Genomic DNA, 14871 nt, shown 5'->3' on the forward strand with positions numbered 1-14871 from the left:
TTAGTTGGTTTTGGTAAATCGATCATCTGCTTTAAAGCCCAGTGTATCTGTTTTGGTAAAATAATCGATCATCGCGTTCCTGATCTTGTAATCTAATTTGGTGCTGGAAATCGCTTTGGTAAAAAACTCCATGTTATCGCCACCAGTCATGAGGTAATCGTTGGTAAGAACGTAATAATTGCGATCAAAAGTAATAGGCTGTCCGGCAAGCGATAACTCTACACTAGCATCATCTGTCGTGATTTTGAGCGCATCAAAAGGATGTGCGCGTTCCTTTTCTACCAGATAGTCAACCAGTTCTTTCATTTGTTGTGGAGCCAGCTCTGCGACCACCATTTCGTTTTCAAAAGGCATCACTTCAAAAGCGGTTCTAGTGGTGACATTTCCTGCGGGAATACCAGCTCGTATACCACCATGATTGAGCAGTACCATGTCAATTTCCTTACCGGTTCTGGATTTGAATATAGGCGCGCCTTGGGTGCGAGCGATCGCGGCCATCATGTTTCCTATACGCGTGTTGAGCGGCGTATCGGTTTTGGTCATATCTGCCGGGTTATAACTTAAAGGCGTACTCATTTGTTGGTCCAGGCTTTGCTTGTAGGGAGCGATAAAAGTCTCTATACGGGCTACGCTTTGGATGGTAGAGTCAATTTGGGTTTGACTTGCGTTAAGCTTTTGAACGGTGTAGTTTTCTGTCTTGCAGGATGTTGTCAATAATATCGCTTTCGCGAAAGCGAAAACCATTAAACCTTTCCTACAACCTAGGGTCATACTAATTTTCATAGGCGATTGTTATACCTTTGTGGCTTAGTAAAAGTAAATGATTTTTGACGTTTTAAAGAGGCGATGGCTGCGCAAACAGCAGGAAAAATTATCTGGACAGCGCAGGAGCAGCATCACGTCAAAACCTTTATCGATGGTGGTGCTTTATGATGCAGATGCGGAGAAATCCACGCTGTTTATGGAGCAATGGTCGCGTGAGTTGGGAATACAGGATTACCAGATGGTAGGTGTGACTGTAGATACCAAAAAACAACCGGTGCAGGATCAGCTGCTGGTGAGTATGAAGAGTATCCAATGGGCTGGTGGCCTTGCAGATCCTGCGTTGAAAGAATTGCTGGATCGTCATTTTGATCTCCAGATCAATCTGTTTGAAAAAAGGGATGATTTGAAATCATACGTTGCCATGGCTCTGCATTCTGGAATCACGGCAGGACTGGCATCATTACCAGAAGATCATTATGATCTTGCGATTGACGTGAAACCTAGCCAGAAGGAATTATTTATTAAAGAATTGAACAAATACCTAAATATCATAACAAAGTAGCATGCAAGAATTGATAGGAACAGGAGTGGCCTTAATCACTCCATTCCATACAGATGGAACGGTTGATCATACCGCACTTGAAAAACTAGTTGATTTTCAAGTTGAAAACGGTATTGATTATTTAGTCGTCATGGGAACCACTGGCGAGAATGTGACTCTAACTGCAGAGGAGAAACAGGCCGTCATTGCTACTGTTAAAAAGGCCAACAATAAACGCTTGCCTTTAGTGATAGGAATAGGAGGTAACGATACTAGAGTAGTCGTGGAGCAAATCAAGAATACTGATTTAACTGACTTCGCTGCAATTCTTTCTGTTTCTCCAGCATATAACAAGCCTAGTCAAGAAGGTATTTATCAGCATTTCAAAGCTGTCGCTCAGGCGACGGACAAACCTATCATCGTGTACAACGTGCCAGGAAGGACCGCTTCAAATATCTCAGTCAACACGATCGTACGATTAGCGCATGATTTTGAAAACATTGTAGCCATTAAAGAAGCTGCTGGTGATATCGTGCAGGCTATGAAAATGATCCAGTACACGCCTATGGAGTTTTTGGTAATTTCTGGTGATGATATGATTGCGCTGCCCATGACGCTTGCTGGTGGTGCAGGAGTGATATCGGTTATAGGTCAGGCTATGGCTCAGGATTTTAGCGATATGATCAGATACGCCTTGAATGGCGATGTTCAGGAAGCATATGAATTACATTACAAAGTAGCGCCCAGCATCGATTTGATTTTTGAACAAGGCAATCCTGCAGGTATCAAAGCGTTATTGGAACAATTGGGAATCAGCTCCTCACAGGTGCGATTACCTTTAGTAGATGCAGATCAGGATCTTAAGGACAGGTTGAAAGCCTTTCTAGAATCCTATGAACAGAATTAAAAAGTAATTAGTAAATGCAAAAGCCGATCGACGGACTGGCTTATCTGCAGTTTAAAAAACAACAATGAAACAAACAACGGTTCTATTATTAATCGTCCTTTCTCTAATAGGTTGCTCTAATTATCAAAAGGCATTAAAGTCAACAGATAATCAGCTTAAGGTACGAGTAGCAGATTCTCTAATCGCTGCCGAAAAATATTCTAAGGCCATCAACTTACTGGAGCAAGCAGTTCCTGCTTACAGAGGTACAGACAGTGCAGCGCCAGTGGCTCTTAAATATGCCAATGCGTTATATGAAGACCGACGTTATCCAGAAAGCGGCTATCAATTTGAAACCTATAGAAAAAGCTACGTGTCAGATCCCTATAGAGAATATGCCACATTCATGATAGGAAAAAGCCTCTATGAAATGGCACCAATCTATTCTAAGGATCAAGAGCCTACACAACGAGCGCTTGCAAAATTCCAGGATTATATCAATGTGTATCCTAACGGAGAATACCTTGCAGAGGCTAACAAACTGGTAGATGAGATGCAATTCAAGCTGGATAAGAAAGCTTATGAAATTGCCAAGAATTATCATAAAAGAGCACCGTTTTCACGTGGTGGTTATACCGCTGCAATTGCCTCTTTTGAGAACTTCATCATCGACCATCCAGGATCTGAATTTCAGGATGATGCAGCATTTTATCTTTTGGACTCGCAATATTCCTATGCCATCAAAAGTTTTGCAGTCTTAATTCCAGAAAGACTTGAGGTTGCTAAAGAATATTATGATACCTTTGCAGCCCGTTTCCCTAACAGCGAATACAGGGAACAGGCAGACGAATTGTTGGAGAAAATCAACAGTTACAATAATTAAGAACACTATTTATTATGGATACTAAAAATCTTAAAGCACCCAATACGAGCATTACCTATGATAGAGACCTATTGACGGCTCCTACAGGTAATATGTATGAAGCGATTTCTATCATTGCAAAACGCGCAGAGCAAATCAATACTGACATCAAGGAAGAATTGATTGAGAAGCTGGAAGAGTTTGCTACCTACAACGATTCTCTGGAAGAAATTTTTGAGAACAAGGAGCAAATTGAGGTTTCTAAGTTCTATGAGCGTTTGCCTAAACCACATTCCATTGCGGTACAGGAATGGATGGATGGTAAGATCTACCACAGAGATACTGGAGTTTCAGAATAGATTCTATGAGTATATTGAGTGGTAAAAAGGTATTGCTAGGAGTAACTGGTGGTATCGCTGCTTACAAAACAACTTATTTGACGCGCCTGCTTGTGAAAGCAGGCGTTTCTGTTAAGGTGGTAATGACACCATCTGCCAGGGATTTTGTCACACCACTGTCCTTAAGTACGCTTTCGAAAAATCCAGTGTTGTCGTCATTTACTAATGAAGATGATGAGAATGACTTGTGGAACAATCATGTGGAACTTGGCCTTTGGGCAGACTTGATGATCATTGCGCCGTGCACGGCAAATACAATGAGCAAGATGGTCAATGGCACCGTGGACAATCTCTTGCTAGCGGTCTATACCAGCGCAAAATGTCCCGTATACTTTGCTCCGGCTATGGATCTGGACATGTACAAACATCCTTCAACCACACAGAATTTTGAGAAACTGGCTAGTTATGGCAATCACATGATTCCTGCTGGCGATGGTGAGTTGGCGAGTGGACTATCTGGAAAAGGGCGCATGGCAGAACCAGAAGAAATCGTTCATTTTGTAGAACAACAATTACTAAGGGAACAGCCGTTGCGCGGTAAAACCTGCCTCATCACCGCTGGACCTACCCATGAAGCGATTGATCCCGTAAGATACATAGGCAATCACAGTACCGGTAAAATGGGCATTGCCATAGCTATGGATCTAGCCAGCCGTGGTGCGGAAGTAACTTTAATTATGGGCCCAACCTCGCTAGCCGGTGAACATGATTCGATCCAGCGCATCGATGTGACCAGCGCTCAGGAAATGTATGATGCCGTGCATAAACATATTTCAGGTAAGGATTATGCGGTTTTTAGTGCTGCTGTTTCGGATTATAAACCAGCCATTCCAGCGGGTCAGAAAATAAAAAAGAGTTCTGATACGTTAACTTTGGAACTGGTCAAAAATCCCGATATTTTAGCGAGTGTAGGAGCAATGGAGAATCGTCCGTTTTTGGTAGGATTTGCTCTGGAGACAGAGAATGAAATGGAGCACGCTTTCGCGAAAGCGAAAAAGAAAAACACCGATTTGCTCATTTTAAACTCCATGAACGATGAAGGTGCTGGATTTGGGACGGATACTAACAAAATAACCATGATCGATTTCACTGGAAATTCACAGAAATTTCCAGTGAAATCGAAACAATTGGTAGCTAAAGATATTGTCGATGAAATTGTCAAACGTACTTCATAGAACATTTGCTTTTTTGGTGCTCATTGTTGGCTTTGCCGCAAATGCCCAAGAATTTAATATGACGGTCCAGGTCAATGCTCAAAACATTGCGCAACCGGACCGAACGATTTTTAGAACCTTAGAAAATTCCCTGCAGGAATTTATCAATAATACTAAGTGGACCGACCGTGAGGTGGCAGAAGAAGAGCGCATCGATGGTGCTCTTATTTTTGTGGTGAGTAATTTTGACAACAATAGGTTCCAAGGCAATTTCCAGTTGTCAGTATCGAGACCGGTTTATAATTCTACCTATACATCTACCATTTTTAATTATAAGGATAACGACATAAGCTTTGAATACATCGAGAACGCGCCGTTGTTCTACAACGCAAATCAGTTTGAGAGCAACCTGAATAGCTTAATCACTTTCTACGTATACACAATTTTGGGAATTCATGCAGATACGTTTGAGCTCAAAGGTGGCCAGCAATTTCATGAACAGGCACAGGATATCGTCAACCTTGCCCAATCTTCGCGTAATATAGGTTGGAATCCTGGTGATGGAAACGGTCGTGTTTCCAGATACCGTTTGAATAGCGACTTGTTATCTGATACCTTCAAAGAGTATCGTGAGGTGATGTACGACTACCATTTGAATGGGTTGGATCAATTTGCGCTTAATGCAAAGGAGACAAAGCAAAACCTTCAAGCCTATATACTAAAGTTTGAAGCAATGAATCAACGTAGGCCTAATAGTTTATTGCAACGTACTTTCTTTGATGCAAAGTCAGACGAGATCAAGGATATTTATAGTGATGGACCAGCGGTAAACATCGCAGAGCTTAAGGAATCCCTCCAAAAATTAGCACCTAATCAGAATACAAAATGGCGCGCGATTAAAGTGTAATCACTTTGTTCAAGGAACTCATTTTCACTAGATTTAGGCAACCATTATGGTTGCCTTTTTAATTATTTAAACAACTGTTTCTTAATTGCTTAAAGAAATACACATACAAAATTACGCGCTTATAGATCAATTGGATCTTGATATAAGCAATGGTCTTACCATGATAACGGGTGAGACTGGTGCTGGTAAATCTATTATTCTGGGTGCTTTGGGTTTAGTTACCGGTAAGCGTGCAGATTTGTCTGCGATTAGAGATACCTCTGCAAAATGCGTGGTCGAGGCTCATTTTGATATTTCAAGATTAAATCTGAAGTCGTTTTTTGAAACTGAAGATCTAGATTATCAAGAGGTGACCATCATAAGACGTGAAATTTTGCCTTCGGGTAAAAGCAGGTCCTTCATCAATGACACACCAGTTACCTTAAATGTGGTGAGTAGTATAGGCGCTCAATTGATTGATATTCATTCCCAACATCAAACACTGCAGTTGGCTACAGATCAATTCCAGATGGAGACCATGAACGCCTTTGTGAATGAGCAGACAAAGAACGAGAAACGATCTGGTGATGAGGTTCTAAAATCCTATAGATCGGAATTGAAGGAATACAAAAGCCTGATCAAGCAACTGGGTTCCTTAAAAGAAAATCAGGCAGCTCTGTCTAGAGAACTGGATTATAATACCTTTTTATTGAACGAACTTGAAGAGGCCCAAATTGACGGTTTGAATCAAGAAGAACTCGAGCAGGAAAATGAGCAACTGAGTAATGTCGAGCAGATCACAGAAGCCTTAGGCATGCTGGAACATAAAATCACTACAGAAGATAGTGGTATGCTTGATGAATTGCGTGAGGTCAATACACATCTTAAAGCCATTAAAGGGTTCTCACTTAAATATCTTGAATTAAACGAACGATTGACTTCGGTACTCGTTGAGTTGGAAGATATCGCCACTGAGGCAGAAGCTTTGAAAGATCAAGTAGATGTAGATCCAGAGCGTTTGGAATTTATAAATGTCAAACTGACCTTGCTGGATAATTTGTATCGCAAACATCAACTGAACAATGTGGAAGATCTTATTAAATTGAGGGACGACCTGGCGGATAAGGTACTTTCTTCCCAAAACATTGATGGCAAGATCAAAAACATGGAAACTCAAATCGCCTCCAAAACTAAAGCTCTGGATCAATTGGCGACTGAATTACATGAATTGAGAACCAAACACAAAACCGATCTGGAAGCCCAAATAGCGGAAACTGTTCGCTCACTGGGCATGAAAGACGCCCAGTTTGAAGTACGCTTATTACCAGCAGATACCTTTAATGCCAACGGTAAGGATATCGTTGAGTTTGCCTTTACTGCAAATAGAGGTACACCATTACTGGCGCTGGATAAAGCAGCTTCTGGTGGTGAACTTTCCAGATTGATGCTTTCCATAAAAGCCTTGCTTTCCAGATGTAAACAAATGCCTACCATCATTTTTGATGAAATTGATACAGGTGTTAGCGGTTCCATTGCAGAAAAAATGGCCATCATCATGAAACAAATGGCAACTGCCATGCAGGTAATTACCATTACACACTTACCACAAATCGCCAGTGCTGGTGACGACCACTTGATTGTGCGCAAGAGAAATGAAGGCGATAGAACCGTCTCTGTCATAGAACGATTGTCAGAAAGTGCTAGAGTAGAGGAGATTGCACAGATGCTCAGTGGTGGCAGGATTTCTGATGCGGCAAGGGAAAATGCACGCATTCTACTTCAATAGATAATTTTATATTTGTCACATATAACGAACTTATGTCTTACAACTTACTTAAAGGAAAACGCGGAATTATTTTTGGCGCGCTTGATGAAAACTCCATCGCTTGGAAAACAGCAAAGCTGGCTCATGAAGAAGGTGCCACTTTTGTTTTAACTAATGCTCCAGTCGCTATGCGCATGGGCGAGATCAATAAATTGGCAGAAGAAACAGGCAGCGAGATCATCCCTGCAGATGCTACAAGTGTTGAGGATCTTGAAAACCTCGTGAACAAATCTGTAGAGATTTTAGGCGGCAAGTTGGATTTTGTATTGCACTCTATAGGTATGTCCGTCAATGTGCGTAAGGGAAAACACTACACAGACCAGAATTATGCCTGGACTGAAAAAGGTTGGGACGTCAGCGCCGTATCCTTCCATAAAGTGATGCAAACGCTTCACAAGAATGATGCGATGAATGAATGGGGTAGCATTGTCGCGTTGACCTATATGGCGGCACAGCGCACCTTTCCTGACTATAATGATATGGCAGACAATAAGGCCTATTTGGAAAGCATCGCGCGCAGTTTTGGCTACTTCTTTGGCAAGGACAAAAAAGTTCGTGTCAATACAATCTCTCAATCACCTACACCTACTACCGCAGGAAGCGGCGTGAAAGGATTTGAAGGATTCTTGAGTTATGCAGAAAAGATGAGCCCGCTAGGAAACGCAACCGCTCAGGATTGTGCAGAATATACGGTGACCTTATTCTCTGATTATACCAAGAAGGTAACCATGCAAAACCTATTTCACGATGGCGGTTTCTCCAACACCGGCGTGAGTCAAGAGGTCATAGAAAAATTCTAGTCTGACGACGATTTAATACCATCAAAAGGCTGTTTTCAACAGCCTTTTTTAATTACATGAAAGACTTAAAATTCTCATTTATCGTTCCCGTTTTTAATCGGCCGGCAGAGCTTGAAAAACTGCTGGAGAGTTTGAGTCTTGTCCAATATAAGGATGGTTTTGAAGTCGTTGTCATAGAAGATGGATCAACGGTGGCGAGTGATGTGGTGTGTTCTCGCTTTCGCGAAAGCGTAAACATCAACTACCTAAGCAAACAAAATACAGGCCCTGGCGATAGTCGCAATTATGGTATGCAGCGTGCCAGCGGAAACTATTTTATCATACTGGATAGTGATTGCATTGTTCCTAAAGATTACCTTCAAAAAGTTCACGCTCATTTAGAACGTGAGTTTGTGGAATGTTACGGTGGTCCCGACGCGGCTCATGAGAGTTTTACAAATCTGCAAAAGGCGATCAATTATTCCATGACGTCTACCTTGACCACTGGTGGCATACGTGGTGGGAACGAGACCACGGGAAAGTTCCAGCCGCGCAGTTTCAATATGGGATTGAGCCGTAAGGCATTTGAAGCTTCGGGTGGATTTAGGACCATTCATCCTGGTGAGGATCCAGATCTAACCATGAGGTTGTGGAATTTAGGTTTTGAAACGGCTCTTTTTGCAGACGCCTTTGTGTATCATGAGCGGCGTATTTCTTGGAAGCTTTTTTATAAGCAAGTCAATAAATTTGGGAAAGTACGAGTCATACTCAACAAATGGCATCCTGGCAGTAGGAAAATCACCTATTGGTTTCCCTCCTTGTTTTTGATCTATGTGTTTGTGGCTATAGTGTTTGCGATTTTAGGTGTGCCGCTCTTACTGTTGCCTCTGGCGCTTTATGGGTCACTAATATTAGTAGGGTCCAGCCTTGATAATGGATTTGTTGTAGGTGTCATGAGTATCATCGCGGTCTTGATTCAGTTTACTGGATATGGTTTAGGATTTTTAAATAGTTATATTCAAATTGGTATTCTAAAAAACGAGGAACGTGATGCCTTTCCCTATTTATTTTTTGAATAATGTCTAGATCAAATTACCGTACGTTTTTCCTCTTCATTGCATTTACCATTGCTGCTGCAGTGTTGTGGTTTTTGTTTAGATACAACAACACCTATGAAGAATATGTAGAAGTTGCCATCGAGTGGAATAACGTACCTGTTGATGTAGAGTTGTCAGACTCTGCCAGAAATATAAAAGTTCCTATCAAGATCAAATCCAGTGGATTTAGATTGTTGTGGCTGCACTATGAAGATATGAAGGTACCGCTTGATTTTAAAGCAATCGTCAAAACCAATAATGGTAATCTAGTTTTCAATCCAGAACTTGCACGTACAGCAATAGATAGAGCGCTAGGTGATGGTATCGATATCCTGGAAGTTGAGGCAAACCCAATTACAATGGCTTATCAGCAATTTGCATCCAAAGAACTTCCTCTTGAAAAAGATTTCAAAATTAATTTTGAAGGGAGCTTTAAGGAATATGGCGCCAGTAGTTTTGATGTGAAGCAGGTCAAAATCACGGGAAATGATGAGTTGATCAAAGAATTAAAAGTGCTTAAGGTAAAAATTGACGACTTCACTGTTGGTGATAGTTTGGTTGCCAAAACCATTAATCTCAACGCATTGTATCCTGATTTAAAAATCGATCCTGCTGAAGTTACTTATACGGTTAGAGCTGCAGAAATGACAGAAGGAAGTTTCAAGATACCAGTAACGGTCAATAATAGACCGGTAGATGGTACGGTAAAAGTGATACCAGACATGGTTACCGTAATATTCATAAGCAAGCTGGTGGATTATGATAGTATTGATAAGACCGATTTTAAGGTTACCGTTGATATTGATGATTTGGAAAATGATGAAGCTACTGTAGTGCCGGTACTGACTTATGACAATGAAAAAATAAATACAGCTCGAGTCCAGCCACAATTCGTTCAAATTTTGGTGATTCAATGAAAATCGTCGGGCTCACAGGTGGCATAGGAAGCGGTAAAAGCACGGTTGCCCGAGCTTTTCAAAATTTGGGTGTGCCTGTCTATATTGCAGACGATGCTTCCAAGCGACTCCTCTCACAGCATCCCAAAGCTATGGAACAAGTGACCTCGTTATTAGGAGAAGCGGCCTATTCCAAGGATCAACACAATCAATACGTTGCCAACAAAAAATGGATTGCTTCGCAAGTATTTAGCAACAAGGAGTTGCTCGAGCAACTGAATAGTATTTTACATCCTTTGGTGCGTCAGGATTTTCAAGAATGGTTATCAAAACAAAATACAGAATTCATTGTGTACGAAGCAGCCATACTTTTTGAAAGTGGTGGCGATGCACTTTGTGACAAGGTTATTGTGGTATGGTCCAAGGAAGCGGATCGCATCGCTAGAGTCATGAAAAGAGATGACAGTAGTCTAGAAGATGTAAGGCAACGGCTACAAAATCAATGGAGTGATCAACAACGTTTAGAGAAGGCTGATTTTATAGTAATAAATGAAGAAATTCAACTAATCGATCAATTTGTAAAAAATATACAAGATATTATGTTAAAATAAAACGGATAATCTCATTTTAAGCTAAGTTAATGTTGGGTTAAAGCCTAATTAACAGTTTTTCTAAATGTTAAATTTGCAGAGTGCAAAAGAAGTTACTTTACATTCTCATTAGCTTAATGAGTCTGTCCTTAATAGGGATTATAGTCGTTCAAATTTATTGGATCACCAACAGTATCCAATATAATGATGAGCAATTTTCGTTTGCGGTAAAACAAACCATGGTAGCTGTAGCTACTGATCTGGAAAACCGTGAAATAGCCAATTACCAAATGGCGAAGCAAGCGTTTAAGGATACGCTGGGTGGCAATATAAATGATGCCCAATTACGGCAAATCATGCTGGCACAACAAAGCAAAAATTTACTCGAAAATTCTCGACTCAACAACAATCCGCTTAGCGAGGACTACAAGTTAGATCCACAGTTAACCGACATTGATCTTGACAGTATTACCTTCAAGAGGTTGTTTGATAACAAATTTGGAGTAATTGAACCTAATCAAGGATCCAATCGTGATCAAAGTTCCGTATTATACGATGCTGATTTTGACAACTATGCCCGGAAAAAAACTGCCGAAAGAGCTAGTGAGTATTATAGCCTTTTGCCCATACCACAGCGAGTTACTAGTCAAGAGGTAGCCGAATTGATTTCCAAAGAGCTCGAGAAACGCCAGATAGATTCTAAGTTTGAATTTGCGATTTATCAAGATGGCTATGCCACTCGAGTACAGTCGGACAATTTTGAATACCTACCAGAAGGAACTTGGGATTATCCCATTTTTAGGACTTCTAATGAGTCGATAGAGCCCTACTATTTGTACATGAGTTTACCAGGTCGTAAGAAATTCATTTTGTCTTCTATAATGGGCATGGCTTTATTATCATTGATTTTTACTACCGTGATTGTAGTAGCTTATTCAAGTGCCGTAAGTCAAATATTCAAGCAACGTCAGATTTCCCAGATAAAGACAGACTTTATCAATAATATGACCCACGAATTTAAAACGCCTATTGCAACGATCAATTTGGCGCTGGATTCTCTGAAACATCCCAAAATAGCCGCAGATCCTGAAAAGGTAAAGAACTATTTGAGAATGATACGTGAGGAAAATAAACGTATGCACGGCCAGGTAGAGAATGTGCTACAAATTTCCAAACTCGATAAGAATAACTTGAATATCGAGAAGGAACGAATTGATATGAATCATCTCATCGATGACAGTATTTCTCATGTACAATTATTATTGGAAGAGAAGAATGGTACTATCAAAACGCATTTAGGAGCTCTTAGAACGGTCGTGTTAGGTAATGAAAGCCACATGACAAATGTGTTGGTAAACATCTTAGAGAATGCCATCAAATACACAGAAGAAGCACCAGTAATCGACGTGTATACTGAAAATGTAAAAAACAAAATCGTCATCAAAATACGAGATCAAGGTATTGGGATGGCAAAGTCAGCGCAACGTAAGGTGTTCCAGAAATTTTTTAGGGAGCACACTGGAGACATTCACAATGTCAAAGGTCATGGATTAGGTCTTGCGTATTCTAAAAGAATTTTGGAAGATCACAATGGTGATATTTTTGTGCAAAGTGTAAAAGGAAAGGGAAGTACGTTCTCCATACACTTGCCGCTTATAGTTTGAACAATCAATTAAATTAATATTTATGGAAACTGAAAACAAAAAAATACTACTCGTCGAGGACGATCCCAACTTTGGAACAGTATTGAAAGACTACCTTATCATGAACGATTTTGACGTGGTTCACGCAAAAAACGGTATGGAAGGTTTTGAAAAATTTAAAAAGGACAACTATGACCTTTGTATTCTGGATGTAATGATGCCTTATAAGGATGGATTTACTCTTGCAAAGGAAATACGTGAAAAGAATGAAGATGTGCCGATCGTTTTCTTGACTGCCAAAGCCATGAAAGAAGATGTATTGAGAGGTTACAAGGTAGGAGCAGACGATTACCTAAACAAGCCTTTTGATAGTGAGGTACTTTTGATGAAAGTAAAGGCCATCATTCAGCGTAAAGGACAAGACAGCATCGCTGATTCTAAAGAATTTGAATTCCAGATTGGAAACTTCCACTTGAATTCAAAGCTTAGATTTTTATCCTACAATGATCAAGAGCCTATAAAACTATCTCCTAAGGAAAATGAACTTCTTAGATTACTAGCTTTACACTTAAACGACCTTATGCCGCGTGAGCTTGCGCTGACTAAGATCTGGAGAGATGATAACTACTTCACCTCAAGATCAATGGATGTTTATATTGCAAAATTGCGTAAGTACCTTAAGCCAGATGACAATGTTGAAATCGTGAACATACACGGTGAAGGTTTCCGTCTATTGGTTAAGGATCAAGTAGATTACTAGTAACTTTATTAAGGTTCCATAAATTATTCTTCAACACGCCGCACAATCTCTGTGTGGCTTGTGTTGTAGGAGAACCAATGTACCTCTGGATCCTTGCGATACCATGTCATTTGCCGCTTGGCAAACCTTCTCGAATTTCTTTTGATAAGTCTGATCGCTTCATCGAGATCATAATCACCTTCAAAATAGGGAAAAAGCTCCTGATAGCCTACTGTTTTAAGAGGTGTCAAATCTTTGTAGAGAAGCAATTCTTTAGCTTCTTCAAGCAATCCATTCTCAAGCATGACGTCAACACGTCGATTGATCCTATCATACAAAGTAGGTCTTGGCGCTTCTAGTCCGATTTTAATTATTTCAAAATCTCGTTCAGTATTTTTTCTACCCAAAAAACTGGAGTAGGTCTCACCACTTTCACGATAAACACTTAAAGCCCTTATTACGCGCCTCGGATTTTCCAGATCTGCCGTAAGCGCATATTCTGGGTCAATTTCTTTTAATTCTGTCACTAATTTTTCAAGTCCATCTTGCTCCAGCTCTTTATTGAGCGTGTCAATGACTTCATCAGGAACATCTGGGAATTCATCCAGTCCATGAGTTACCGCTTTCTCATATAGTGCACTGCCGCCTACCATGATCACGACATCATTGGTAGCGAATAAATCTGCTAGGGTAGATAACGCATCTCTTTCAAAATCACCAACGGAATAGGAATCGTGAATGCTCAAATTCTGAATGAAATGGTGAGGTGCCGCAGCTAGTTCTTCAGGTTCTGGAACGGCCGTGCCTATGGTCATTTCCTTGAAGAACTGTCTTGAGTCGCAGGAAATGATGTTCGTTTTGTACGCTTTCGCGAAAGCGATACTCAAAGCAGTCTTTCCCACAGCAGTAGGACCTATGATGGTAATGAGTTTCTTAGTGGACATCTATAGGGAATAACCACATTCATGACAGTAGCTCGCACCGTCCTGATGTTTCTTTGCGTGGCAGTTCTGGCAAACCTGTGTATTGACGTGTCGATAATTGGGGTCTTTTTCTGGCGAGGAGTTTTGGTCCTTTGCACCTGTAGTGTATTCTGCACTTACAATACCGGTAGGTACCGCAATAATTCCATAACCCATAATCATGATGATGGTAGCGAGAAACTGACCCATAGGCGTCACAGGCGCGATATCGCCAAAACCAACGGTCGTCAAGGTAACGATACACCAGTAAATGGAAACGGGTATGCTTACAAAACCACTTTCTGCACCTTCTACTAGGTACATAAGGGTTCCCATGATGATGGAAATGACAAGAACGGCAAATAGAAAGACAAGAATTTTAGGAAGGCTAGACTTGATCGCTTTGGACAACTTGTCTGCTTCACCTATAAATCTGGTGATTTTTAGTATTCTAAAAACGCGCAGCAATCGCAAGGAACGAACGGCCAACAGTGCATTGTAACCACCAGGAAGTAAGAAGGTTAAGTATAGCGGTACTGTAGAAAGAAAGTCGATAATCCCATAAAAACTAAAAATGTATTTTGTGGGCTTATTGATGGATATGATCCTAAGAACGTATTCAATCGTGAAGAAAATGGTGATGATCCATTCCGCAAAAATGAATTCTTCAGAGTATTTAGAGCCTAACGCTGGTACGCTTTCCAGCAATACCAGTATCACACTAAATATGATGACTATTAATAATATAACGTCAAACAACTTACCAGAAGGCGTGTCTGCTTCATAAATGACTTCATGAAGTTTTCTTCTCCACTCGCTGGTAGGTTGGACGTTACTTTTAGGCATGT

Annotated in this window: 16 protein-coding genes; 13 read left to right on the plus strand and 3 right to left on the minus strand. The window is 40.6% G+C overall.

Annotated features, from left to right (window positions below; translation table 11 throughout):
• Positions 1-783, minus strand: coding sequence for a 5'-nucleotidase C-terminal domain-containing protein (locus AAU57_RS07835; protein WP_055412381.1), 783 nt, complete (start codon positions 781-783; stop codon positions 1-3).
• Between the two features lie 37 nt (positions 784-820).
• Here AAU57_RS07835 and AAU57_RS07840 point away from each other — a divergent pair, with 37 nt between their 5' ends.
• The 13 genes from AAU57_RS07840 to AAU57_RS07900 all read left to right on the plus strand — a co-directional run bounded on the left by AAU57_RS07840 (position 821) and on the right by AAU57_RS07900 (position 13082).
• Positions 821-1327: a DUF6913 domain-containing protein gene (locus AAU57_RS07840; RefSeq protein WP_156340052.1), complete on the plus strand. Its 507-nt coding sequence runs from the start codon at positions 821-823 to the stop codon at positions 1325-1327.
• Position 1328: 1 nt separating this feature from the next.
• Positions 1329-2213: a 4-hydroxy-tetrahydrodipicolinate synthase gene (dapA, locus tag AAU57_RS07845; protein ID WP_055412383.1), complete on the plus strand. Its 885-nt coding sequence runs from the start codon at positions 1329-1331 to the stop codon at positions 2211-2213.
• Between the two features lie 64 nt (positions 2214-2277).
• The gene (locus tag AAU57_RS07850) at positions 2278-3075 is read left to right on the plus strand and encodes an outer membrane protein assembly factor BamD (protein ID WP_055412384.1); all 798 of its coding nucleotides are present in this window, start codon (positions 2278-2280) and stop codon (positions 3073-3075) included.
• 14 nt (positions 3076-3089) lie between these two features.
• Positions 3090-3413, plus strand: coding sequence for a DNA-directed RNA polymerase subunit omega (locus tag AAU57_RS07855; protein ID WP_055412385.1), 324 nt, complete (start codon positions 3090-3092; stop codon positions 3411-3413).
• Positions 3414-3418: 5 nt separating this feature from the next.
• Entirely contained in the window at positions 3419-4627 is a 1209-nt protein-coding gene (coaBC, locus tag AAU57_RS07860; RefSeq protein ID WP_055412386.1) for a bifunctional phosphopantothenoylcysteine decarboxylase/phosphopantothenate--cysteine ligase CoaBC, read from the plus strand.
• The gene (locus AAU57_RS07865; protein WP_055412387.1) at positions 4602-5513 is read left to right on the plus strand and encodes a DUF4835 family protein; all 912 of its coding nucleotides are present in this window, start codon (positions 4602-4604) and stop codon (positions 5511-5513) included. Before coaBC ends, AAU57_RS07865 begins: the two co-directional genes overlap by 26 nt.
• 85 nt (positions 5514-5598) lie before the next feature.
• A complete protein-coding gene (gene recN, locus AAU57_RS07870) occupies positions 5599-7278 on the plus strand; it encodes a DNA repair protein RecN (protein ID WP_055412388.1) in 1680 nt (559 codons plus the stop codon).
• Positions 7279-7310: 32 nt separating this feature from the next.
• Positions 7311-8117 carry an enoyl-ACP reductase gene (locus tag AAU57_RS07875; protein ID WP_055412389.1) on the plus strand — a complete coding sequence of 269 codons (807 nt, stop codon included), beginning with the start codon at positions 7311-7313 and terminating at the stop codon, positions 8115-8117.
• A 56-nt stretch (positions 8118-8173) separates the two neighbouring features.
• Complete coding sequence (locus tag AAU57_RS07880) at positions 8174-9175, plus strand: glycosyltransferase (protein WP_055412390.1); 1002 nt, start codon at positions 8174-8176, stop codon at positions 9173-9175.
• Positions 9175-10110, plus strand: a complete 936-nt coding sequence (locus AAU57_RS07885) for a hypothetical protein (protein WP_055412391.1) — start codon at positions 9175-9177, stop codon at positions 10108-10110. The genes AAU57_RS07880 and AAU57_RS07885 overlap by 1 nt, the downstream gene beginning before the upstream one ends.
• Complete coding sequence (gene coaE / locus AAU57_RS07890) at positions 10107-10700, plus strand: dephospho-CoA kinase (protein ID WP_055412392.1); 594 nt, start codon at positions 10107-10109, stop codon at positions 10698-10700. The genes AAU57_RS07885 and coaE overlap by 4 nt, the downstream gene beginning before the upstream one ends.
• A gap of 116 nt (positions 10701-10816) precedes the next feature.
• Entirely contained in the window at positions 10817-12343 is a 1527-nt protein-coding gene (locus tag AAU57_RS07895) for a sensor histidine kinase (protein WP_055412393.1), read from the plus strand.
• A 22-nt stretch (positions 12344-12365) separates the two neighbouring features.
• Positions 12366-13082 (plus strand): response regulator transcription factor, encoded by a 717-nt coding sequence (locus AAU57_RS07900; protein ID WP_041496414.1) that lies wholly within the window; start codon positions 12366-12368, stop codon positions 13080-13082.
• A 23-nt stretch (positions 13083-13105) separates the two neighbouring features.
• Here AAU57_RS07900 and miaA read toward each other — a convergent pair whose 3' ends face one another.
• Both miaA and AAU57_RS07910 read right to left on the minus strand, forming a co-directional pair.
• Complete coding sequence (gene miaA, locus AAU57_RS07905) at positions 13106-14005, minus strand: tRNA (adenosine(37)-N6)-dimethylallyltransferase MiaA (RefSeq protein WP_055412394.1); 900 nt, start codon at positions 14003-14005, stop codon at positions 13106-13108.
• Complete coding sequence (locus tag AAU57_RS07910) at positions 14006-14869, minus strand: ion transporter (protein WP_055412395.1); 864 nt, start codon at positions 14867-14869, stop codon at positions 14006-14008.
• Between the last annotated feature and the right edge of the window lie 2 nt (positions 14870-14871).

It is taken from the genome of Nonlabens sp. YIK11, assembly GCF_001413925.1.
Classification (GTDB): Bacteria; Bacteroidota; Bacteroidia; order Flavobacteriales; family Flavobacteriaceae; genus Nonlabens.